The sequence below is a fragment of the Anatilimnocola aquadivae genome, from assembly GCF_049819085.1.
GTDB lineage: Bacteria > Planctomycetota > Planctomycetia > Pirellulales > Pirellulaceae > Anatilimnocola.
Map to the genome: position 1 here is coordinate 3,714,202 of NZ_CP187419.1, position 23,474 is coordinate 3,737,675.

7 protein-coding genes are annotated in these 23,474 nt (G+C 58.9%); 3 read left to right on the top strand and 4 right to left on the bottom strand.

The window, feature by feature from the left end; genetic code table 11:
- Positions 1-4 precede the first annotated feature (4 nt).
- The 3 genes from NA78x_RS15020 to NA78x_RS15030 all read right to left on the bottom strand — a co-directional run bounded on the left by NA78x_RS15020 (position 5) and on the right by NA78x_RS15030 (position 16,561).
- Positions 5-13,372 (bottom strand): PA14 domain-containing protein, encoded by a 13,368-nt coding sequence (locus tag NA78x_RS15020; RefSeq protein WP_425619265.1) that lies wholly within the window; start codon positions 13,370-13,372, stop codon positions 5-7.
- 653 nt (positions 13,373-14,025) lie between these two features.
- Entirely contained in the window at positions 14,026-14,901 is an 876-nt protein-coding gene (rsmH, locus tag NA78x_RS15025; RefSeq protein WP_425619266.1) for a 16S rRNA (cytosine(1402)-N(4))-methyltransferase RsmH, read from the bottom strand.
- Positions 14,902-15,439: 538 nt separating this feature from the next.
- Positions 15,440-16,561: a glycosyltransferase gene (locus NA78x_RS15030; protein WP_425619267.1), complete on the bottom strand. Its 1,122-nt coding sequence runs from the start codon at positions 16,559-16,561 to the stop codon at positions 15,440-15,442.
- A 185-nt stretch (positions 16,562-16,746) separates the two neighbouring features.
- On the opposite strand from NA78x_RS15030, the gene queA reads away from it, so the two are divergent.
- The 3 genes from queA to NA78x_RS15045 all read left to right on the top strand — a co-directional run bounded on the left by queA (position 16,747) and on the right by NA78x_RS15045 (position 22,551).
- Entirely contained in the window at positions 16,747-17,793 is a 1,047-nt protein-coding gene (gene queA / locus NA78x_RS15035; protein ID WP_425619268.1) for a tRNA preQ1(34) S-adenosylmethionine ribosyltransferase-isomerase QueA, read from the top strand.
- 118 nt (positions 17,794-17,911) lie between these two features.
- A complete protein-coding gene (locus NA78x_RS15040) occupies positions 17,912-20,140 on the top strand; it encodes a BatA domain-containing protein (protein ID WP_425619269.1) in 2,229 nt (742 codons plus the stop codon).
- Entirely contained in the window at positions 20,137-22,551 is a 2,415-nt protein-coding gene (locus NA78x_RS15045) for a VWA domain-containing protein (RefSeq protein WP_425619270.1), read from the top strand. The genes NA78x_RS15040 and NA78x_RS15045 overlap by 4 nt, the downstream gene beginning before the upstream one ends.
- 175 nt (positions 22,552-22,726) lie before the next feature.
- On the opposite strand, the gene NA78x_RS15050 is transcribed toward NA78x_RS15045, so the two are convergent.
- Positions 22,727-23,374, bottom strand: a complete 648-nt coding sequence (locus NA78x_RS15050) for a LysM peptidoglycan-binding domain-containing protein (RefSeq protein WP_425619271.1) — start codon at positions 23,372-23,374, stop codon at positions 22,727-22,729.
- Positions 23,375-23,474 lie beyond the last annotated feature (100 nt).

Here is a 23,474-nt window from a genome sequence, read left to right on the forward strand (position 1 = left end):
ATTGCTAAAACTGCTGGTCGGCCCCCTGGCTACCAAAGCCGTGCAACAAGTCGAAGATCTCGGCAGAGATGTCGTCGTCGCCTGCTTCACCATAGACGTTGTCGATCGAACCATCCGCGCTGATTGCTGCGAGGCCCGTACGGTTCGAACCGGTTGGTCCCCAGTTGGCCATCAGAGCCATCAGGGCGAGATCGTTGGTGTCGCCCAGCGTGTTGCTGGTTTCGCCGGCCAGCGAGTTGGCAATCATCAAATCGTTGTCGGACCCACCGTTGAGTCTGTCGCTTCCAGCGCCGCCGATCACCAGGTCGTGCCCGCCATTGCTGACGAGGGTATCGTTGCCCGCTCCGCCGGAAAGGATGTCGGCCCCGTCGTCGCCACCGATGCTGTCGTTGCCGGTGCCGCCATACAGGCGGTCATCACCGGCCCCGCCGATGATCGTGTCGTCTCCGGCACCGCCATAGGCGTAGTCGTTGTTGCCAAACGCGCCGAGGCGGTCGCTGCCACCGCCGCCGTAGAGCGTGTCGACGCCAGGTCCACCACTGAGCGAGTCATTTCCACCAACATCGAGCGATTCCTCGCCAATGTTATCGCCCCAAATCACATTGTCGCCGTTGCCGCCAATCAGCGTGTCGCTCCCCAGGCCGCCGACAATCAGATCGTTGCCAACACCACCCGCGATATAGTCGTCTCCGCCGCCGCCAAAGTAGTTAGCTGGAAGCGTCACATTCGAGTGCGTGATGTAGTCATTGCCATCGCCCGAATTAATTACCAGCGACCGGCTAAGTTGCAGATCCTGGAACGTGCTATTAAACCGCAGACGAACTCGACCTGGATTGGAATGATCCAAGCTTGAAACCACGATGAAGTCGTTGGCAGAACCGGCGCGGAGGTAGAAGTCTCCCATTTGGATCGGCGCGACGATGTTTTCGTCGACCAGGTTGATATCTTCGATATCCACGAAGTTCACGTTGCCGTGCGAGGCGCTCGTGGCGACTCCACCGGTGGTATTTACGATCACCGGGCCAGCAGTCTCGGACATATCCAGCTGCAGCCGATCGCCGATTGTGTCTTGCGTGGGAAGGCCGACGATCGAAGGACTACCGCCGTTGATGTTGAGCGGCAATGTGGTGGAAGGAACAATCGGGTTTGCCGGAGTGCCGAAGTCATCCAGCCCGTCGTTGCCGAAGAGGTTCAGCGACGTGAGCCCCGTCACGGGATCATTCGTTGTCAGCAGGAAGTCGTCGTCGCCGTTGCCACCTCGGACGTTCACTGTCGTTAGCGAAGAACCTGCCGAGAGTGTTGTGGTGAGTACATCGGCCGCTCCGCTGCCGGTGACATCCAGAATTTCCACTGATGTATAGGCAAGATCAGGAGCGCCAGCAGCGCTGGTGATTCCGTCGATTTGCAACTCGGTAATCGAGATCGAGCGGGGAACGAGCGAACCTGAATTGTCGACAGTTAGCGTATCGGTGCCAGATCCTGCATTGATGACAATCTGACCGAGAATTGCCTCCGTCGAGTTCGTGCTGCTATAGATGCGAATGGCATCATCGCCAGCGCCAGAGGTGAGTGTTGTGACTACACCCGCAGTGCTGCTGTGAACCTGCAGAATATCAGCAGCGGTGTCTGAGCCAGCAGAATTGTCGCCACTCACTTGCAACGATGTCAGCGGCACCGTACCGCCACTGTCGGTGCTGACCACTTCCATTGTTTGCGACCCGGTACCGCCGACCACCACTACCTGATTGAAGTCGCCGAAGGTTGCCGGAGTGAATGCTCCATTCGCAGTCAGCAGGTGCACGCCATCGTTCGTTGGTCCACTATTGCTGATCTGCAGTGAGGTAATCGGCGTCAGAGACGCATCGGCATACAGCAGACCGCCTGCACCGTCGAGCGTAACCGCATCGATGTTCGCGAACGAAGCCAACAAGTCGGCCGTGCTGCCGCCAATCCGCACGCTGCCGATGTTGCCGCTGCCGGCACCATCGATCGTATCGGTCGCATAGCCCACCGAGTGCGGCGTCAGGTAGTTCACCTGGTAAATATCGACGCCAGCGCCACCATCGAAGTGGAATGTTACGTCGTTGGCGTCCCAAGGCGCCTGAGCAGGGAATTGGCTCGTCAGAATGCCTTGTGAAACTGAATTGAGATGCCCACCATTCGAGACGCCGCCTCCCGTCAGGCTGTTATCGACCGGTGGAGCATTGGTGCTGAAGAAAGGCATGCCCCCTGCTGATTCCACTACACGCAGTGTCTCGTCATCGTCCGAGCCAATGATGGTGAACGACGCGATGGTGGCGTCTGGTCCGTTGAACTGCGTGACGCCATTCACCTCAACCTGTAACGAAGTGCCGGCGGCATCGAGGCCAACCTGAATGGTATCGGCAACACCGTTTTCGAATCCGCTGAACCGCATATCGAGGACCAAGTGCAACGTGCCGCCGGTGCCACCGACGTTTTCAATGTTGTTGTAAGCCACGGCACCGGCTTGCGTCCCAAAGCTCCATTGACCATTGTTCGTACCGCCCAGCGTTAGTTCCAAATCGCTGAGCCCAGCGAGATCGAGCGTCATCGAATCGCCGTTGGGATTGGCAAAGGGCGCAAGGCCGAACACGCTGATCGGCACAAGGTTGCCAGCGTCCTGGTCGGGACGAATGTTGAATGTATCGCCCACCGTATCGGCCGCTCCGCTGACAATCGCGGCGTTTACAGGAGCGGCGAGATCATCAAAATCGCCAGCGAAGGTGAAGGTGCCACCGAGGCCCGCGTCGGCATTGCCAAAATCGATGTTGATCACAATACCCGTGGCAGCAGCGACAGTCGTGCCGGCGGGCAAACTTAGATTGTCACCCGCGCTAAGCGTAACGCCGGCCGCTGCGGAGCTGATCGTAGTGCCAGCCAAGACGACAATATCCTGACCGCTACCAGCTGCATCGGTCGCGGTAATCGTCACCCCAGCACCGACGCCCGAAGCCGTCACTGACTGGTTTACATTGATCGTGCTCGTGGCGGTTAGATTGACTGCGCCACCCGCAGAGCCGATCGCGCCACCAACGGTGATTCCACCCACCGTGTTAATCGTAACTCCGCCACCCGTGGAATTAATCGCGGCACCTGTGATGACGTTGCCATTGGCGGTCAGAACGATTGCACCACTGGTCGCGGTGACGTTCTGGTTCACATGGATGCCGCCTGCTGTGGAAGTCAGATTGATCGGCCCAGCAGCACCCATTGTGCCGCCGACCGTAATGATCCCCGTTGCATTTGTAGTGATACCGCCAGCAGGAGCGCTCAGCGGAGCCGTTGTGATGAGGGTGCCACTGGACGACAGGGAGATTCCGCCCGCCGTGGAAGTCAACGCTTGGTTGACGGCAACATTTCCGGCGGTGGCCGTCAAGCTGACGACACCTGACGCGTTGACCGGGCCACCAACAGTTATGCCGCTCGTGGCGTTGACCGTCACGTCACCACCAGCAGCACTCACGGCCGCGGTTGTGGTAACGCTGCTGCTGGCGGCCAAGGTGACGCCTCCGCCCGTAGCGCTGACCAGTTGATTGACATTGATCTCGCCAGCTGTCGCATTTAGGCCGATCGAGCCCGCTGTGGTGATGACCGTCCCGTTCACAGTGATACCGGTCGTCGCAGCCAAGCTTATTGCAGCCGAAGCTGCAATTGCCTGATTAACATTCAGCGGACCACCCGTGGCAGACAGATTCACTCCGCCAGCTGAGGCAGTCACCGTGGCGTTTACATCGATGCCGCCCGTCGAGTTAAGCATAACTCCACCAACGGTGGCGAGCACTGGTTCGGTGATGCTGAGACCAGCTGTGGTGGTAAGATTGATCCCACCGCCCGTGACCGAAACGCCATTGACTGCGGTTAAGCCACCAATTGTGAGAGCGCCAGCATTAGTGAGGAACAGACCACCCGATCCACCGCTGGCTTCCAAAGCGGTGGCTGCAGTTTCTAGGGTGGCACCAGCACCCGTGCCAATGCCGGTGCCCGCGGTGAGCACCAATTGGGCTGCATCAAGATCGATGACGGCATCACCGACACCGACCTCTTGAATCGCCAGGGGAGTCGTCAGGGTGATGCGATCAGAAACCGCAGACAGGCTGTCGACGAACAAACTGCCGGTCGAGTTGATGATCGTCAAGTCGCGTCCAGGACCACCTGCGTTGACGTTCGTCGCGGTGGTATCGCCGTTCGTGGTGATGCGAATGACCCCCAGCACCGTGGCGACAGATTGCAAAGTCACGCCGTTGGACTCGTCAATCCAGATGCCTTGCGTAGCCAGAATATTGCTTGTGGTTTGAGCAGAGATCGTGTTGGCCGTTGTATCGAGATCCTCCGTTTGTGCCCCGGAGAGAACGCTGCCGATGTTATCGGTGGTAATCATCGTCAGCAGGTCGGCAGTGATCCGCGTGCTGTCGTTGTTGTCGTCGCGAATCGAGCCCGGCGCGGAAAGAGCGACATCGCCACTCACGCCTGATCCGGCAGCAACCACGCCAACGGTGATGTCGCCAGTAATACCCACACCGAGGGTGATGTCGTTGGCGTCGCTATCGGTGGTGGAGACCACATTCGTGGCCACAATCGAGCCCGTCACCAAGACAAAAATGAGACCGTTCGCTGCCACCACGTTCGTGAGCGTAATGCCACCGATGTCGTCGATGATGATCGCACCCGTGCCTGTGGTGACGGCACTCAGCGAAGCAACGGCGAGATCCAAGTCGATGCCACTTTGGGCCGAAGCGGTCAAGTTTACGGCAGTGACGTTCGTCCCCACGACATTGTCGATGATCGCACCGGCCGGAGCCGTGAGGGTGACAGTGCTCGTCGTAGCAGTCACGCCACCAACCAACAAGTTGCCTGCCGCGCTATTGATTGTCACATTGCCGTTGGGCGACAAGACCGTATTCAGTGTCAGGCCATTGGTTTCATCAATCTGAATATTGCCACTGAGAGCGTTCGATGTGGTGATTGTTGCCACCGTCGTATCGAGATCGATGCCTGTTCCAGCGTGCGCGTTCAAATTATTGGCAGCGACGTCGATCCCCGTACCACTCGTGGTGATTCCGTTCATGGCGTTGAGTGACGCATCGCCGGTAGTTGTTACTGTTTGGCTGAAAGCGATCGAATTCGCGTTGACGATCAAATTGCCGCTGCCCAGATTGGTCGGCGTCGTTTGAAAGTTGACGGTTTCGCCACCATCTTGCAAGACAGTCAGGCCGGCGCTAAAGGCCGCATCAAGGCCTTGAATATTGAGCGTGTCGTTGCCGTTCGTCAGACTGAGCGTCAGCAATGTCGACGGGTTACTAAAGCTGGTGACCACGCCCAGCGAAGAATTGATGCGCGACACTCCAGCGGCTGGATCGTCGTCGAGGACGATCGTTTCGCCAACACCGTTGAATTGGAACAACCGGTTCGTTGCCACCATGTTATCGGTGGCAGCTTCGATTCCCATATAGGGATGAAGCGTGCCGTTCAGATTGATCAAACCATCGGTATCATTCTGAAACACATGTGCAACGGTGGGCGACGTTCCGCCACCAACGCGCAACGTATCTGCGGCACCACTTTGACCATTCACCGTCACGGGAATTGTGATCAGACCGCCAGTACCGCCGTGGTTGATAAAGATATTGTCGTTGCCATCGCCGGCATTCAACGTGTAGGTCGTAACCGAATCATAGGGACGCGAATCGATGGCCGCGCCGCCGATGGGGCTGAGCAACTGCAAGAAGCTGATGCCGCCACCGGCATCCACTCGCCGCAGTTCGAAATCTTCATTGGCGGCGGTGCCGTTGAAGGTGAATGGACCCTCCATAAAGATCGCGACGTCATTGCCCGTACCACCGGTGTAGGTAATGAACGCGCGCAGTCCGCTGCCGAGGAAGTTGGTCGCGATTTGCGCACCTTCGGCCAGACCATTGAACGTGCCAACAACGGCATCAGCACCATCGTTCTGAATGATCACAAAGGATTGGCTCAGAGCCGGAATGAAGCCGCCGATGGCCGCTGTTGCCAGCTGTACATTCGATCCGAGATTCACGGCACCCGTTACCGCGAGTTGACCATTGCCACCGCTACTAAGCTGGGCCTGGTAAGTGCCGGTGGCATTGAAGACCGGGGTGATGACCGCCAGGTCACCGAGACCCCCGGACCCAGGTGTAAGCGTGCCACCGTTATTCAAGGTGACAACACCAGCAATGGTGCCATTGCCGCTAAGCGTGCCCGTGCTGTTAACAGCAACCGCACCGGGGCCTGTTGCTGAACCCGCTGTGTTGTTGGCCACGACGGTGCCACCATTCACGATGGTGCCATTGTTGTAAGTGTTCGCGCCGTTCAGCGTTAGCGTGCCGGTGCCGCTCTTGGTCAAACTGTTGTTGGCATTAAAGTTGTCGCCCATGTCGGAGGGGGCGATGAGCCGCCGCGCAAAAGGCGTCGTGCCGTTCAATTGCTCCCAGGTAGCTTGGAAACCGGAGCCGCCGCTCCCTTCATATCCGGCAACGAGAATATCATGGACGCCGGCTGTGAGGACGACATCGCCACTCCGATTTGTCATCCCTTGGAAGAAGTTGTTGTCGACGATCCGGACACCATCGATAAATAACACCGTCCCATCGTCGCTGCGAGTCGTAAAGCGATAGGTAGCATTTTCGGGAACCCTGATTCTGCCGGTCCACACTGCGGCTACCTGATCAAGATCGATGGTTACTCCGATTCCCCCGAAGGGATTGCCATTCGAACCACCGCGATCCAGCACGCTGCCGTCGCCAGGAATCGTTTCGGTTTGATCACCAAAATCGACGCGCGGCGTCAGCCGCGTTACGGCTGGTGTCAAAGCTTGCAACGGCAGCGGGAGAGTCGTACCGTTCAAGAGAGTCGCCGCGGCCGAGGTGTTGTTGGGGGCTGCATCGAGGTCATAGTATTGGCCAACAAACCCGCCCGAGCTGATAAAGGTCGGTACGCCGATTCCACCGATCGTGCCGTTGGCCACGATGTTGCCGCTACCAACGACCGCCAGGCTAGAGAACGCCAGTGAGATGTTGCCATTGAGTGTGAGTGTGCCGGCATCCGAGCCCATAGCAACATTGCCGCCGGCAAGCGTGACGGCTGTGATTTCGCCCGCGAACGTGTTGTTCCCCGAGATATTGCGGACGGCACCGCCGCCGGCGACGCCCGTGCCGTCGATAGTCACCGCCTCGGCTGTGGTGTAATTCAAGTTTCCTTGGAAGCCCAGTGAAGCACCGGAAGCGACCGTAGTGCCTGCTCCCCCGGTCCCAAGCGCGGCGTTCGATGCCGCGACGAGCGTTCCTTGTTGAACGGCAGTAGTGCCGTTGTATGTGTTCGTGCCAGTGAGGGTCGCGGTACCGGTGCCCGTCTTCACCACGCGATTGTCGGCGACAGTCGTCACTTGGAACAATGTGCCGAGAGCGCTTGGATTGAGCGCGCTCCAGGTGCCAACCGGGTCGCGAATTTCCACATTGACGAAGTTGCCACCACCGCCGGTATCGCTCATGGCGATGCCCCACAGGTAGGACTGCGTAGCAACCAGTCCGGTAGTCAATTGATCGCCGCTGGCGCCGCAGCAGCCGCGGGCATAGATCCGCTCGTTACCCAGATCGCCAGCGGTTTCGAAGATGCCGTCTTGATCGTAGTCGACCCAAATCGAAGCGTTGTCATCGAGACTGCTGAAGCGGAAACCCCACACGCCCGTGGCGTTCGGCGTGAACGTGCTGGTCCACACTGCGGAGAAGTCACCGCTGTCGAAACCGACAGCACCAAGTGCCGTCGCACGAGCGCTGAAGGCATTGTCGTCGGCATAGGTGAGCTGCGAAGTGAGAATGCCCGTGCCATCGGCCGCACCCAAAGGAGCGGTACGGTACGCTTCGATATTGGTCTGCGCGTCTGCCGGTACGCCGTTATAGATGCGCTCTTGAATTCCTGGCGAATTCGAGTTCACACCAATTCCCCCGACCGCGCTGTTGATCACCGAGGTTCCCGAGCCACCCAATTCGAGTCGCGAGAACTGCAAGTTGATGGTGCCGTTGGTGGTGAGCGTGCCCGACGTGGAACCCACTCCAATCACTCCAGCGCTGGACACTGCTGCTGTGATGACGCCCGTGTACGAGTTCGTATCCGAGATGTTCGCAATCGCGCCCGCGCGACCTGCCGCGCCCAGACCATTCGCTGTAATGGCCTCGCCGGTAATCGTCACGTTGTTCGCAAAGCCGAGTGTGCCGCCGCTTTCGACAACGGTCGAACCAGCAGTCAAACCAAGGGCCGAGTTGTGGGCGGCAATCAGCGTCCCTTGCTGAATGGTGGTTGCGCCGTCGTAGCTATTCGCGGCAGCCAAAGTAACGGTGCCGGTCCCGCTCTTGACGATGCTGTTGGCCGGCGCAGGAAGCGTGAAGAGACCGCTGAGAGCACTGGGGTTCAGGTCATTGAACGCGCCGCTTGGTGACTTTACTTCCATATCGGCAAAACCGCCACCGCCGGCAGTATCGTTCATTGCGATGACTAGACCGTAAGACTGTCCGGCGACTAGTCCGATTGTTGAGACAACACCGGATCCACCGCAGCAACCACTGGCGTTGATCCTTTCGCTGGCAATATTCTCGAAGACGCCGTTCTGATTGGCGTCAATCCAAATCGAAGCGTTGTCATCGATCGCTGCGTACTGGAATTGCCAAACACCGCTCTCATTCGGCGTGAAATTCGTGCGCCATAGCGCTGACATGGCAACTGCCAGTGGAAGGCCTGCTTCGGCATCGAGGGCAGCATCGTTTGGAAAATTGAGATGTCCGCTGAGAACCTTGTTCACTACAGGCACCAAGTTGAGCATCGCCGTGACGTTGTTTTGAATTGTGTTGGCGTCAAAGGGCGTGTTGAAGAATCGCTCGTCGAAGCCGTTGATGCTGGCAGGAGCTGCGCCTGTGCCCAAAGTCGAATTTACTCGCGTTTCACCGGCACCAGTAAAGGTCAGCGAGGTGCGTGGTAGCCAAGTGATGGGGCCACTGAGAGTGAGCAAGCTGCCGGCTGTGCCCGAGCCAATCGTAACGTTGCTCGTCACCGCCGGAGTAAACGAGCGTTGTAGCGTGATCGGGGTGGTAATAGTCGTGTTGCCATTCACGCTGTTGATGGCGCCGATTCCACCGGTACCGTTTCCGCTGATGGTGAGTGCTTCTGCGGCTGTAAAGTCAAACGCGCCGTCAAATTCGAGCGTGCCGCTACCGCTGACGGTGGTGCCTGTCGTGGTGCTACCAAGCGAGCCGTTATTCGTGACCTGCAACCGGCCGTTCGTCACATTGGTCGCGCCAGCATAGGTGTTACCGGCATTTTCCAGACGCAACGTACCGGAGCCTTGCTTGGTGATGCCACCATCGATCAATCGAAAGAGCGTCGCGCCGCCACCGGCTGGCTCCAGCGGGAAGACATAGTCCGCGCCGTCCTCGCTAGCCGAACCACTGGTATTCAGGCCAAAACCGTAGGTGGGAGAGAAATTGGTCGCGCCGTTGTTATGCGCACCGGCACCACCCGCGCCATCGCCAAAGCGGATTTCGATGTTGTTCCAACCCGGAGGAAAGTTAAGCACGCCCGTTGAGGTTGGATCATTCCAGGTGGTGTTTCTTAACACCTGAACGCCGTTGATTCGAATCAGCGTGTTATCGTCAATGTTCTCGACAAACGAGAAGATCCCATCGGCGTCGAAGAACTGCCCTGAGTAAATCCAAGTGCGCGAACTCGTGCCATCCCAGCGTGTCGATGCGGGGCCACCAAAGCCGAACGACTCGCGACCCGCATCGGGGCCAAGCACAATCGCGGTGGCTGGGTTTGCCGAGTTCTCATCAAAGGCATTGTTGAAAATGGCTCCCTCCTGCAAACCTTCCGTCACTCCACCAGCGACCACACCGGGAATAGTGACGGTGCCACCTCCGTCAACGGTCAGGCCAAAGCCCCCGAGCACGACGCCCCCGGGAAGTGTCAGAGTACCGCTGTTGCTCGTGATCCAGGAACTAACGGCGAGGACAACAGGATCGGCAATCGAGTTGTTGCCACTCTCATTGCGAATTGCCCCTTCGTTGCCCGGCCCCGCTCCACGAATCGTGATCGTTTCACCTGCAGGAATTGCTGCGTTGTTTTGCAGACGCAACTGAGCGCCGTTTTGGACCGTGGTATCGCCGCTCGTCGCTCCCAGACCGTTCGATTGGCTGACGATCAGGCGGCCCTGTTGAATTTCGGTCAAGCCAGTGTAGTTGTTGGCGTTGCTATTGAGCACGCTGTTGAGCAAGCCTTGCTTCGCGAGATTGCCGCTGCCCGTGATTTGGCCATCGACCTGCTGATCGCTATCGATGGCCTGCAAAGTGAGCGTGCTACCGGCCGCAATAGCCACCGCGCCGCTGATGACGTTTGTTACGGCACCCGTGGGCGACATATAGCTGGCGATGTTCGCGTTTGCATTCACATTGATCGGATTGCTGAACGTCGGATTGCCAGCCTTGCTGCGGTGCACCAGTGAAACGCCAGCCGTATTCAGGTTGATAGTTGCCGAGTCGCCCGGGTTACTACCGCCATTTGTGCCGATGATTGCGAGTTGCCCAGCAGTGACATTGATAGGCCCGTCGATGTCGTTCTCGGTACCGCCGGTTGTTGTGTTGTCGAGGATGAGTTGACCGCCACCTTGCTTCACGATGGTGACGTTGTTCGCGGCATCATTCACTTGCCCGCTGAAGACGAGATCGCCGCCCCCGGTGCCGACATCGTAGGTTGCGGTGCCGCTGCCGGTGTACGTGGTCTGCCCAGCGAAGCGAAGCTCGCCTGAGCCAGCGGAACCCAAAGTCGTGCCAACCGTGTGCGTGAGATTGCCAAGCGTCACGCCAACAGTATCCGTGACGGTGATCGTCGACGAGCCAGTGACAGAGACATTGTTATTGAGAGCTAATTCAGGTTGCGAAGCAAAGATCGGTGCAGCGAAACCACCGGGAGTTCCGGCCGGGCCATCCCAAGCTTGAGCGCCAGCGCCCCCAGCGCCTTCATACATGAGCACGAAGATGTCGTACTGACCGGCAGTGGGAGCATTGAAGGTACCCGAACGCGTGGTCGCACCTTGAAAGAAGTTGTTATTGACGATCAACTGGCCGTTGATGAACAGCATGGTGCCGTCGTCGCTACGGGTATTGAAGTTCGTCGCGCCAGCGGGAAGGTCGATCTTGCCGGACCAGACGGCAACCATGTTGTCGACCGCAGTAAATCCTGCACTCGCGAAGGGCGCGGCATTGCCGTACCCCGCGTTATCGAAGTTGACGTTCGAGACTGCAGAAGCAGCTGACGTCGTTGACCGCAGCAAGCTTTGGATTTGTGCAGGCTGCGTGACTTCCGGGAAATTTCCATTAATGTTCGGTGGAGTGATGTTGTAGTAACGCCCGAGAAGACCACCGGCAGTTAGCTGGCCAGCGACTGTCAGATTGCCGCCATTCAAGACGACATTACTCGTTCCGAGCGGATTGACCGTTGCCGAAGCAGTCACTTGCAACGTGCCACCGGTCACACTCGTCGTGCCCGTGAATCCGGTGTTGTTGCCGGCGAGGATCTGTGTCCCGGCACCTTGCTTGGCAAGCGTACCGGAGCCTGTCAGTTGACCGCTGAAAGATACTGGCGAAGCGTTACCGCCGAGCAATGCGAGTTGATTGCCACCCAGATTCACCGTGCCGTTACCAGCCAGCGAATGCACACTCTCGCTGAATCCATTCAAGCTTAGCGTGCCGCCGACGTTCAGCGGGCTCGTATCGGCGATGCTCGTGCCGCTGCCCAGATTGAAAGTACCTGCTGCCAGCGAAATCGATCCCGAGCCGGCATTGAGCGACGTGAGTGTCGTGCTATTAACCTCGCGTAATGTCTGCGCAGCATTCCCCGCCGAGGTGTTTGTTGTCAGTGTGGTGACGTCAATATCCAGGTCGACGGTGCCACTAGCGGTGAGGTTCAGAGTCGGCGTCTGAAAGTTATTCGTGGCGCCGTTGCCATCGCTGAGCGGACCATTCACCGAGATCGTCGCCGAGCCACTAAATACTGCAAGGCCATTCGAATTCAATGAATCGGATCCGGTACCGGTGTTGATCACCAGGTTTGCGTTGGCATGCGCATTGTCGGCTGAGGCGATCGTGATCGTGTCGTTGCCATCGACGGCCGTCGTGTTGATCGTCAGCGTGGTGATGTTCCAAAAGGCAGCCGCTTCGAAACCAACGCCACCCGAGGTTCCCGTCGCGCGAATGGCCTGATTCGTGCCGCCATTTAGGAAGTCGACGCCGTTGGTCAGCGTGACAATGTCATCCCCACCGGGAAGTGTGAGCGAAGCCGTGGCTGTATTGAAGAAGTCGACAGGCTCGAGCCCGCTGAAGTTGACAGCGAAATTGTCAACCTGAATGAGACCGTCGCCATATGTTTCTGCCGAGGGCTGATAGTCAACGCTTTCAATTCCGCTACCGGCAATCGTCAGACCGTCGCCCAGATCTGTCGACTGAGAACCACCGCTGAAAAGAATGTGGCTCAACTGCTCGCCTAGCGGACCACCAGCGAGATTTACCGTTACGCGATCGTCGCCAGCGCCACCCGCAAAGCCGAGCCCCGCCACGCCAACCGGCAACGTGCGCACTTGGCCGTTGACGGTATATTGCGCGGTACCGTTCAACATCTGAATTGTCACGGCGTCGTTGCCAGAAGTTCCGACATCGTAGTACACCACGCTGCCCCCGACGGGCAGTTTGGCGAAGGCCGCTTCGAGCGAAGCGAATGCGTCGAGTCCTACCTCGCGAATGGGGCCTGTGTCATCGGGATCAACGCCCGCTTCCAAGCCCTCGAAGGCGGGACCGGCGTACAGGATGCGCGGGCCACTCTCCAGCGGTATCTGGTAATCTTCGACCTCGCCATCGGCCGCGTACCCAGTGGGCGATAGTCCGCCATTCGAACTGAGACGGAAGCGCGCATAGGTGCTGGTCAGACTCGTGGCCAACTCGGGCACGTGCACCGCGACCTCGGTTTCTCCTTCCGAAACTTGCAGGCTGGACGCTATTTGCTCCCCGTCGTCGGTCCAGTCGCCGTCGCCGTTCCAATCGATCCAGGCATCGAGCCGCGCACTGCCTGAGGAGCCATTCACGACGACCGTGAACACGGTTGCTTCGCCACCCCGCAATGGCTGCAAAACGATGCCATCGTCGCCCGTGTCTCCGCTCGCATCGTCGGACGGTTGTCCGTCGAATTCGGCGGTCACAAAGCTTCCCAAGGTCAGCGAACCAGCGCCGTGCTGCGCACCGTCGCTTGACAGCAGCGTGGGATAGAGCGGTTCGGGCGCATCGCCGAAATCGACTGGCATTATGGCGGTGAGAACGTGCCGATCTTCGAGCGTTTCAAGTTGCAGCCTCTTGAAGCGGCTCCGGGCAGAACCGCTCGCTTCGAGCCGATTGGCCTCGCGAATCCGGGTCAGGAGTTTTCGGCGCAGGGAGGGGCTACGGCGCAGCAACGAGTGCCACCAGTTCCGATTCATCGATCACCGAGGGTGCTAGATGGGGAGAGGTCTAGAAACGGGCGCAGCAACCGGCACGAAAGAACGTGGGCAAATCCCGCGTGCTTCCCTCGCAAGGCCTTTCGGCACCGTGCGATGAGTGTTTACCTAGCAACCAACATGCGATTCGCCGGCCATTGCTGGCCTTACTCTCTGTGCCCGTTCAACCTCAGATATCGCCGTTGCCTCTTGTTGGGCGGATCGCCGTCACGATTGCTTAAAGGTTCCAGCTCGAAGCAATTGCTACTGTCGGCGTAGAGAATACGTGGTAGCAGCTGCCATTGCAATCAGAATAGTAGAAATTTCCAGAGCCACCCGAAAGAATGTAGTGCCTACCGCTAGGTAATTCATAAAAGGCCAATCGCGGCTCTAAGGTCGTTTCGATTGCCATTGCTTGTGGCAGATATTCCCTGTGCTATTTTAATCTGGGTTTTGATCGACAGTTACAATTGCCAAGCTCACTGCTAAACCCGCTCGGCCACGCGCAGTTTGGCACTTCGGCTACGAGGATTCGCGGCCAGTTCGCCGGGCGACGCGGTGAGCGGTTTTTTCGTCAGCACGTTCATTCGAGCGTCGCTGCGGAAGGCTTCTTTGACCAGCCGATCTTCCAAAGAATGGAAACTAATAATCGCCATCCGACCTCCCGGCGCGAGCAGGGCGGGCAACCTCTCCAAGGCTTGTTGAATGGTCTTCAGTTCCTGGTTCACCGCAATCCGCAGGGCCTGAAAAGTGCGAGTTGCCGGATCGATGCCATCCTTCGACCTTGGCACGCAGCGCCGCACGAGCGTGGCCAGTTGTTCGGCAGTCTGCACGGGCGAGCCTTCGCGGGCCGCGACGATTTGCCGGGCAATTCTTCGGCTAAACCGCTCTTCGCCAAACTGAAAAATGATGTCGGCCAGTTCGTTCTCACGCAATCTGGCAATCAGCCGTGAAGCGGGCTCCCCTTCTTCGGGATTGAACCGCAAATCGAGCGGCCCCGAGCTTTGAAAGCTGAAGCCCCGTTGTTCGTCGGCCAATTGATCGCTGGACAGTCCCAAGTCGAGCACGATGCCATGCACCGCGGCTACACCCAATTCGCTGAGCAATTCGGCCAAGTCTGTATAGCTGGACGTAGCCACTTTCACGCTTAAGCCGCGCAGGTTTTGCTCCGCCGCGGCGACTGCTGCGGGGTCTCGATCGACGGCCAGGACGTAGCCCGAACCTTGCAATCGTTCGGCGAGCAACCGCGTGTGGCCACCACCGCCGAGCGTACCATCGACCAAGATTTGGCCAGGCTGAGGGTTGAGCCAATGCACAATTTCGGCAGGCAAGACCGGTATATGAATGGGCAGAGATTCCATGCCCGCAAGATAACACAGCAGTGTTGCGACGGCAGGGGCACTTGACCCGTGACGAGCCAGCTTCCGACCACGGGGGTGCGTCCGTGCACCCCCTGATGGGTCGAAGCTGGTAAGTCACTCGGCCGTTTGGCCTCGCGAACCTACCCAAGCGGCTGAGGACATCTTGCCCTCGCTTGTACCGGCAGCTGAACTACGGGAATGTCAGCATGAAGTGTGACTGGTGGCCGTTCGTCACACTCCACTCGCCGGTGCCGCAACCTCTCGGACAAACTTCTCGCGTGGAACAGTTGTTGACAATATCTGATTTACGTATTTTGCAATATTGGCGAAATTCGCCACAAAATTGTGTTTTGTATCTCAGTGTTCTTCGCCGTATCTGACATGTTCCCAACATACGAATCTGAACGGTCGCGTCAACAGAACGTAGGAGGGAGCCTTGGCCCGTGATGGCGGCGCAACCGCCTCAAACGTACGGCAAATCGCCGAGTAATCGCCGCAAGGGATCTGAAAACGCCCCAAACAGAAAATTGGGGAATTCTTACGACTTCATTAGCCGCATGTAAATTTGTTCATAAGCTTGCGTCATTACTGCTAGCGAAAAAGATGCTAGCACTCGCTCTCGATTGGACTGCCCCAGCTCGGCCGATAGCACACGGTCCTGGCACAGACGCACAATCGCATCTTCGAAAGCCGCAGAGTCGCCGACAGCCACGCTTTGCTCGGTGGCGAGCGGGCCGAGAATCTCGGTGGTGCCTTCTACGCGCGTCGTCAGCACCGGCAAGCCAGCGGCCATGGCTTCCAGCAAGACATTGGGCATCCCTTCCCAGCGAGAAGGGAGCAGCAGCAGATCCGCCCCTCGCAGTAGCTCCGGCACATCGCTGCGCCAACCGAGAAAATGAACCCGGTCGCCAATGCCAAGCTCGCTGGCCTGCTGCTGCAAGCGTCCACGATCGGGGCCATCCCCCACAAGCAACAACTCTTGCTCAGGCAGTTCCTCGAAGGCTTTTGCCAAGATCGGCAGCAGCCAATCGTGACCTTTTTGCCTTTCTAAGCGGCCGATGGCAACGAGCAGCCTGCGATTCGCCGGCACAGGCAGCGACGAGCGATCCACGGGCAGCGCCTGGGCGAAGCGCTCAACATCAACACCGTTGGGAATGACGTCTAATTTGTCGCGCGAAATGCCCACGGTCTTCTGATAAAAATCAGCGACGCTTTGGCTGACACAAATATGCATTTTGATCAGCGGCGCAAGCCAGCGCTCCACTCGTTGCCGCGTGCGGCTGGGGTCGGCTACGCGCATGCCCGCGACCACCGGCACGCCGGACAGTTTGCCGGCCAGAGCGGTCACGACATTTGCGTGAAATAAGAAGCTCTGCACTACCGCCGGACGAAGCTCCTGCAGTCTGCGACTCAGTCGCCACACCGCCCGAGGAAACTCCCACTTTTGCAGCGCATTTAAGAACTCCACTGCTACGCCCGCTGCTTCCAGTTGCTCGACGAGGATTGCCCGCGCACCAACGGGCCGAGGTCGAAGTGAAATCACCGTCGGCTGGAATCGGCTCTTGTCGAGGCGCAACACTAGTTGAGTAAGCGCGCGTTCGGCTCCCCCGGCATCGAGTTGCGTAATGACGAACACAATGGCTTGGGGGCCAGCAGTCATGCGGTCTCGCAGCGGGGGCTCGATTGGCCCTTGTTTCACAGGCAGGAGTGAAGAGCGCCGCCTATAACGCCAGCGGCAATTCCCCTATACTCGCTCGCGAGGCAACTTGCAGCAAGCCGAGTGCAGCGCGATTGCCAGTCTGTCAATTTCACCCCCCAGTTCGGCCGTTCACCAGCTTTGCCACGATGACGGAACTTGCTCAATACGATTACGAACTGCCGCGCGACCTCATCGCGCAGCATCCACTGGCCACGCGGAGCGATGCGAGGCTGATGGTCGTCGATCGGGCCCGTCAAACCATCGACCACGCTTACATTCGAGATCTGCCCGAACTCCTTCAGCCGCGAGATCTGCTCGTCATCAACGACACCCGCGTCATTCCTGCGCGCTTGGTGGGTCGCCGGGAACGAACGAATGCGCGCTGGACAGGCCTCTTTCTTGAAGCCGGCGAACAGGGAGCTTGGAAAATCCTCAGCAAGACCCGCGGCAAGCTGGAACCAGGCGAAACGATTCAGGTCCTGTCGTGGGATTTGCGCCAGAGCGTGCGGCTTCGCTTGGTTACGAAGCACGAAGGTGGCGTCTGGGTCGTGCGCCCCGAACCGCTGGGCGAAGCGTTCGAAGTGCTGAAGCAGGTCGGCCGCGTTCCGCTCCCCCCTTACATTCGCGATGGCGAAATGACCGACGAGGACGAACGAAACTATCAAACCGTGTTTGCCAAAACCGCAGGTGCCGTCGCAGCACCCACGGCCGGTCTGCACTTCACGCCCGAGTTACTCGCCAAGCTCGAGAAGGCAGGCATCACACGCACCGCTGTCACGCTGCACGTTGGTGTCGGTACCTTCCGCCCGGTAACTGCCGAGCGACTTGAAGATCATGTAATGCACTCCGAATGGGCCACCGTGAGCCAAGAGACTGTCGGAAAGATCGTGTCTACTCGCGCCAATGCCGGTCGCGTGATCGCGGTAGGCACCACCGTCGTCCGCACGCTCGAGTCGGCCGTGAAGGAAGGTATTTTGCAACCGTTCACCGGACACACCGATCTGTTCATCCGTCCGCCTCATCGTGTCACGACCATCGACGGGCTCCTCACGAACTTCCACCTTCCCAAAAGCACTCTGCTTGTCCTTGTTCGCACCTTCGGCGGCGACGACCTCATCCGCCGCGCCTATCAGCACGCCATTGAGCAGCAATACCGCTTCTTCAGCTACGGCGACGCGATGCTGATCCTGTAGACCAGAAATTGAGATGCGGGCGAAGATTCTTCCCACTCCTGCGCTTTGATACACTGCCTTCCAGAGTTCTCGTGTAAGGTTTGATCTCTGTACACAGGGTCGTGCGATCCGCAGCGGCATGGAAGAACCTGTTTCACAATTGATGGCTGGAATTATCCTACTCGCGTTTTGGCACTTTGGCAGCGGCGTCATGCTGTGGTGGGCGGCTGCGGCTGCGCTGCCGCTGTTGATCCACTTGTGGACGCGCAGGCAGTTTCGCGAGACGAAGTGGGCAGCCATGACGTTTCTGCTGGCGGCGATGCAGAAGCACTCGCGCCGCATCCGACTGGAGCAATGGCTGCTGCTGGCCCTGCGGGTGGCTATTCCACTAGTGTTCGCGCTCGCGCTCGCTAATCCGCAGCAGCTTGGTTCAGCGATCTGGCAAGGCCTGACAGGAAATGCGGCCAGCGATCGGGGACATTGCATCCTGGTGATCGACGGCTCGTTCTCGATGGACTATCGCGCGGCGGGTGTCTCGCGATTTGATGAAGCCCGCCGACTCGCCAGCGAAATGATCGATCAGAATCCGCAAGGGACGGGTTATTCTCTGCTGCTGATGGCGCAACCCACGCAAACGATCATCGGCGACCCAGCCTTCGAAGATAATGACGTCAAGCAGGAACTGGCTGCTCTCGAAATGACGCACGGCGGAGCCAATCTGCTGAGCGCGTTGACGGCAGTGGAACAAACCTTGGGCGAAGCCGAGAAAAAGTACGGCTTGCTGCCACAGAGGCGAGTGATCTTCTTTTCCGATCTCGGCAAAAACACCTGGGGAGAAGTGGGCTCACCGGAATGTCTGCAGCGGCTAGCTGGTCTGCAACAAAAGGGAATTGCTTGCTCGCTCGTTGATGTCGGGCAAATGGGTGCGTCGAATAGTGCGATTACGGAGTTAGTCGCGGAGTCGCCTTGGATCACTGTGCAAGACCCCACGACCTTTCGGGTCGATCTGAAAAACGAGAATGCTGCCGGCAATTCCGCCACCACGCCACAGCGAGTAACGGTTGCTCTGTTTGTCGATGGCCAGCGCGTGAGCGAGCAGCGTGTCGACTTGCCGGCAGGTGGCCGGGCAAGTGTGCCGTTCGTGCAGCGAATCGAAGCGGCAGGGGAGCATGTGGTCGAAGCCGTGCTGTTTGAAGACCAGTTACCGGTCGACAATCATCGCTGGCGGTGGCTTAACGTGCGTAAGGCGCTATCGGTGCTCTGCATCGAGGGCCGGCAAGGTGAGGCCGATCATTTGATTCTCGCCTTGCGACCACAGCAGAACGAAGCTCGAATCGAAGTACGCCGCGCAACCGAGAGCGAACTGATCGAAAGCGATCTCACCAAGTACGACATTGTTGCGCTCTGTAATGTGGGACGTTTCAGTCAGAATGAGGGCCAGGTGCTGCGGCAATATGTCGAGCGCGGTGGCAACCTGTTCGTGATGCTCGGCGATCAGGCGCAGGCGGCCAGTTACAACGACACCCTTGCCGGAAAATCTCCGTTGCTACCGGCTACGATTGGCGAGGTGAAACGGGGCAACGATCTGCGCGTCGATCCGCTGCAGTATCGACATCCACTGGTCACTGCGTTTCGGGGGCATCAGCGGAGTGGTCTGCTCACCACGCCCATCTGGACGTATCACCAACTGCAGGCCTTGCCGGGTGCAAACACGGCGCTGGCTCTTTCGACTGGTGATCCGATTTATCTGGAACGCGAATTTGGCCGGGGATGCTGCTTGCTGTTGGGGATTGCCTCTTCGCCACTATCGCTCGATCGCACCGTTGATCCGCCGCGCCCCTGGTCCGCACTGTCGACCTGGCCCAGTTTTCCGCCGCTGATGCAAGAGGCGGCCGCCTTTGTCGCTGCCAGTAAAGACCGCGACCGGACGGCCGAAGTGGGGCAACCCGTGGAAGGTGAATTCGACGGCACGTTGCCGCGGCCAATTGTGATTTTGCGAAAGCCGGCCAGCGATGTGGCGAGTGTCAGCGAAGACCGGCTCGCCGTGACCGACACCCAAGGTCGTACCCAATGGGTAGTACCTGGGCAGACACGCAGCGGCAAGTATGAATTGCGTTCACCAGCCGAAGGAGAGCCACTACTGGCAACATTTGTGGTCAACCCGGATACGCGTGAGAGTAATCTGGAGCGAATCTTGCTTGAGCAACTACCCGAGACCTTGCGCGCAACCGCTGCGGCAGAATCAAACGCCACGGCAAGTCAATTTGGCCCGCCGAAGACCTGGTTCCGCGAACTGCTGCTGGGAGTCTTTGGCCTGTTACTTGCCGAATCGTTTGTTGCCTGGCATCTCGGTCGAGGTGTGCGATGAACGATCGCCTGACAAGCCTGCTGGAACGCTGGTTAGGCAGTGGCGACCAGACTGGCGTGCTGGAACACTCGCTCGATTCGACCTGGCCGTGGTCCGCTTGGATCTTCTGGCTGCTGCTGATTGGCGGGATCGCGTTTGTCATCAGCGTTTATGTGCGCGAGCGAGAATCGGCGGGACGCATCGGCAAAACGCTGCTGGCGGCTTGTCGCGTTTCGCTCTTGTTGCTCCTGGGTTGGATGCTGCTGGGCTGGACGTGGCAACAGCACCGCACCGATCTCCCCGACCTAGTATTGCTGCTAGATGATTCCGCGAGCATGAACTTGGCTGATGAACTCGATGATGCCTCGTTGCGCACGAGTCTTGTCGCCCGGCTCAAAACGCTCAAGCTTAGCGAACTGACGCGGCTGAACATCGCGAGGACCCTACTGCTCGAAAATGACGAAAAGCTTCTAAAGGAACTCTCGTCTCGCTATCGGCTGAAGGTGGTGCGCGTATCGGCCCCGGCGAGCGCTCCCGCCGCAAGCACTGCAGTGGCTGACGATGCGAGTCCACAGAAGTTCATTGCTTCGCTGGCTGCCAATTATCCCAGCAGTCGACTGGGAGACAGCTTGCGCGAGGTGATTGAGTTGCAACGGGGCAGGCCGACGGCAGCCGTGGTGATGTTCACCGATGGGATCACCACCGAAGGAAGCTCGTTGCAAGATGCAGCGCAATATGCCCGGCGCAAGTCGATTCCGCTGTACTTTGTCGGCATTGGTAACGAGCGACCCGTCATCGATCTGCAACTAGCCGACTTGCTCGCCGACGAGGCCGTGTTTCTCGGTGACGCGATTCATTTCGAATTTCGCCTCGCGGCGCGAGGCTTTCAGGGTCCAGCGAAGGTCACGCTGCTGCGCGAGGGAGATTCGAAGCCGCTGGCCGAGCAGATCGTACAACTCACCGGCGATGAAGCATCGCAGGTCGTTCGCCTGAGCACGCGACCCGAGGCAGAGGGTGACATCGACTTTGTCGTCCAAGTGGAAACTCAGCCTCGTGAAATGAACACGGCGAACAACCGACTGACGCGACGAGTGAGTGTGCGGGAAGAGAAGATTCGCGTACTGTTTGCGCAATCGTACCCCAACTATGAGTATCGCTTTCTAAAGAACGTGCTGGAGCGGGAGTTGAATCGCCCCGGACAAGAGGGAGACGAGCGCGGCTTTCGTGCGGTGCTGCAAGAGGCCGATCCAGAGTTTGCTGAGAGCGACAAATCAGCGCTTTCTGTTTTTCCCGTGAGTCGCGAAGAACTGTTCAAGTACGACGTGCTAATTTTGGGCGATGTGAATCCTTCGCTCCTGACGCAATCGGTCCTGGAGAACATCTACGAGTTTGTGAACGTCCGCGGCGGCGGACTCGTACTGATGGCCGGTCCGCGTTACATGCCGCTCGCGTATCGAGATTCACCTCTGGCAGCGCTACTGCCGGCCAATATCGATTCGATTACCGTGCCCGATGTCGACACGGTGATCAAGACGAGCTTTCATCCACGCTTGACTCCGCTAGGCCTGACGAGTCCACCGCTGCAACTGGCCGACACGCCGGCTGAGAACCAAAAGCTGTGGAACGAGACGCTCGCACCGCTGCGCTGGATGGCACGCATCTCGGACCTGCGACCGGGTGTGCGCGTGCTTGCCGAGCATCCGGAGTTGCGCGGCATCGACAATCAACCTTTGCCGCTCATCACGCTGCAGTTTCATGGAGCGGGCAAGGTCGTGTTCCATGCGACCGACGAAACGTATCGCTGGCGGTTTCGCGCGGGGGATGTCTACTTTGCCCGCTACTGGATTCAAACGATCCGCAACCTCAGCCGTTCGAAGTTGCTGGGCGAAGCCGATGGTGTGGAGTTGACCTCCGACCGCGACGAGTACGAGCAAGGCGAAGCAATTCGACTGCGCGCGAGATTCCTCGACGATCGCGTGGCCCCCGGAGAAGACGACGGCGTGTTATGCATTGTGCAGCACGAGGCGGGGCAACGTCGCAGCGTGCGGTTGCGGCGCGATGCACTGAACCGAGGCATCTTCGAGGCGGTGATCGACGGATTACCGCAGGGGCGTTATCGGGCGTGGATTGCTTCGCCCGTATTTCCTGGCCGGCCACCTAGCAGGGAGTTTCGTGTGCATGCGCCTCCCGGTGAACTGGCAGAAGTGCAAATGAAGGGAGCTGAGCTGGCGTCGGCGGCCAAGGCCAGCGATGGCAAGTTCTTTCGCGTCAAGGAAGCCGGCCAACTGATTAGTGCGTTACCACCCGGCCGGCATGTGCGGGTCGAATCGCTTCCACCCGAGCCACTTTGGAACCTGCCGCTATTGCCGATTCTGTTCGTCGGCCTGCTCGCCACCGAATGGCTGCTGCGAAAGAAGTTCGGACTGATTTGAAGGCAGATCCCAGCCCGTGAAACTGTGCTATCCGCAAAAGGGGGGTGTCCAAACAAGGAGCCCTTGATTGGACAGCAGTTAGCGTAACTCTCGGGTTTGAGAGGCAATGTCTGTCCAACTAAGCCGTCTTGATTGGACAAGTTGGTTGACAACGGCCTCGCCTTTTGAATCGCAGCTAGGGCGAAGAGGCAGTGCCGGCTTGGATTCGCGGCGGGATGAGCAGCGTGACGCCGAGGGGCAGAATCTGCGGGCTGGCGAGGCGGTCGATGTTGGCGACGTGAATCTCGCCGGCGCGGGAAGCGTCTCCCAGGTAGCGCTCGGCGAGTTGGGTGAGCGTGTCGCCTTCCACGATGCGGTGCCGTCGCCAAAGGGGGCTCGGCTTTTCGCGTTCGACTGCCGCTTGCTCGTCAGCCGAAGGAAGGAGTGGCTCGTGCACAGAAAGATCGCTTGTCGGCGGCGCTGGATTACTGGCTCGCACGGGGACCAGCAGCGACTCGTAGGCCATCGGCAAAAATGGCGGGGCGGGGAGTGACTCCAGCGGCGGATCGTTGCCGGGCTGAGCGTTGAACGACGCGGGACGCGTGAGCGTACCGGGCGGCGGAGACACGGGAACCACCGGGACGAGATCGGGCGCGGGGGAACTGCCAGAGACGGGGTTCACCTGCAGGGTGAGATCTTGCGGCAGACTCCAAGTGGAGTTTGCTGGTGGCTGCTCGACCGCCAGGGTTTGCATGGGGGGCGGTGTCGCGTGGCGAAAGGGCCAGGCAGCGGCAACTCCACCGGCCATTACCAGGCCGGCCAGCAGATAGCGTTTCGTACTCATAGCGGCAAGGCTCCGCAGCGATCTGCCTAGAACGGCCTTGTTCCGCAGTCACCCTTCAATCATCAATCGCAGCGGCAAATTCCCGCGCCGCCCGCACTCG

Excerpts from the sequence above, each read along its gene's own strand:
- NA78x_RS15020 (WP_425619265.1), bottom strand. The coding sequence starts at position 13,372 with ATGCCAGTCGATTTCGGCGATGCGCCCGAACCGCTCTATCCCACGCTG.
- rsmH (WP_425619266.1), bottom strand. The coding sequence starts at position 14,901 with ATGGAATCTCTGCCCATTCATATACCGGTCTTGCCTGCCGAAATTGTG.
- NA78x_RS15030 (WP_425619267.1), bottom strand. The coding sequence starts at position 16,561 with ATGACTGCTGGCCCCCAAGCCATTGTGTTCGTCATTACGCAACTCGAT.
- queA (WP_425619268.1), top strand. The coding sequence starts at position 16,747 with ATGACGGAACTTGCTCAATACGATTACGAACTGCCGCGCGACCTCATC.
- NA78x_RS15040 (WP_425619269.1), top strand. The coding sequence starts at position 17,912 with ATGGAAGAACCTGTTTCACAATTGATGGCTGGAATTATCCTACTCGCG.
- NA78x_RS15045 (WP_425619270.1), top strand. The coding sequence starts at position 20,137 with ATGAACGATCGCCTGACAAGCCTGCTGGAACGCTGGTTAGGCAGTGGC.
- NA78x_RS15050 (WP_425619271.1), bottom strand. The coding sequence starts at position 23,374 with ATGAGTACGAAACGCTATCTGCTGGCCGGCCTGGTAATGGCCGGTGGA.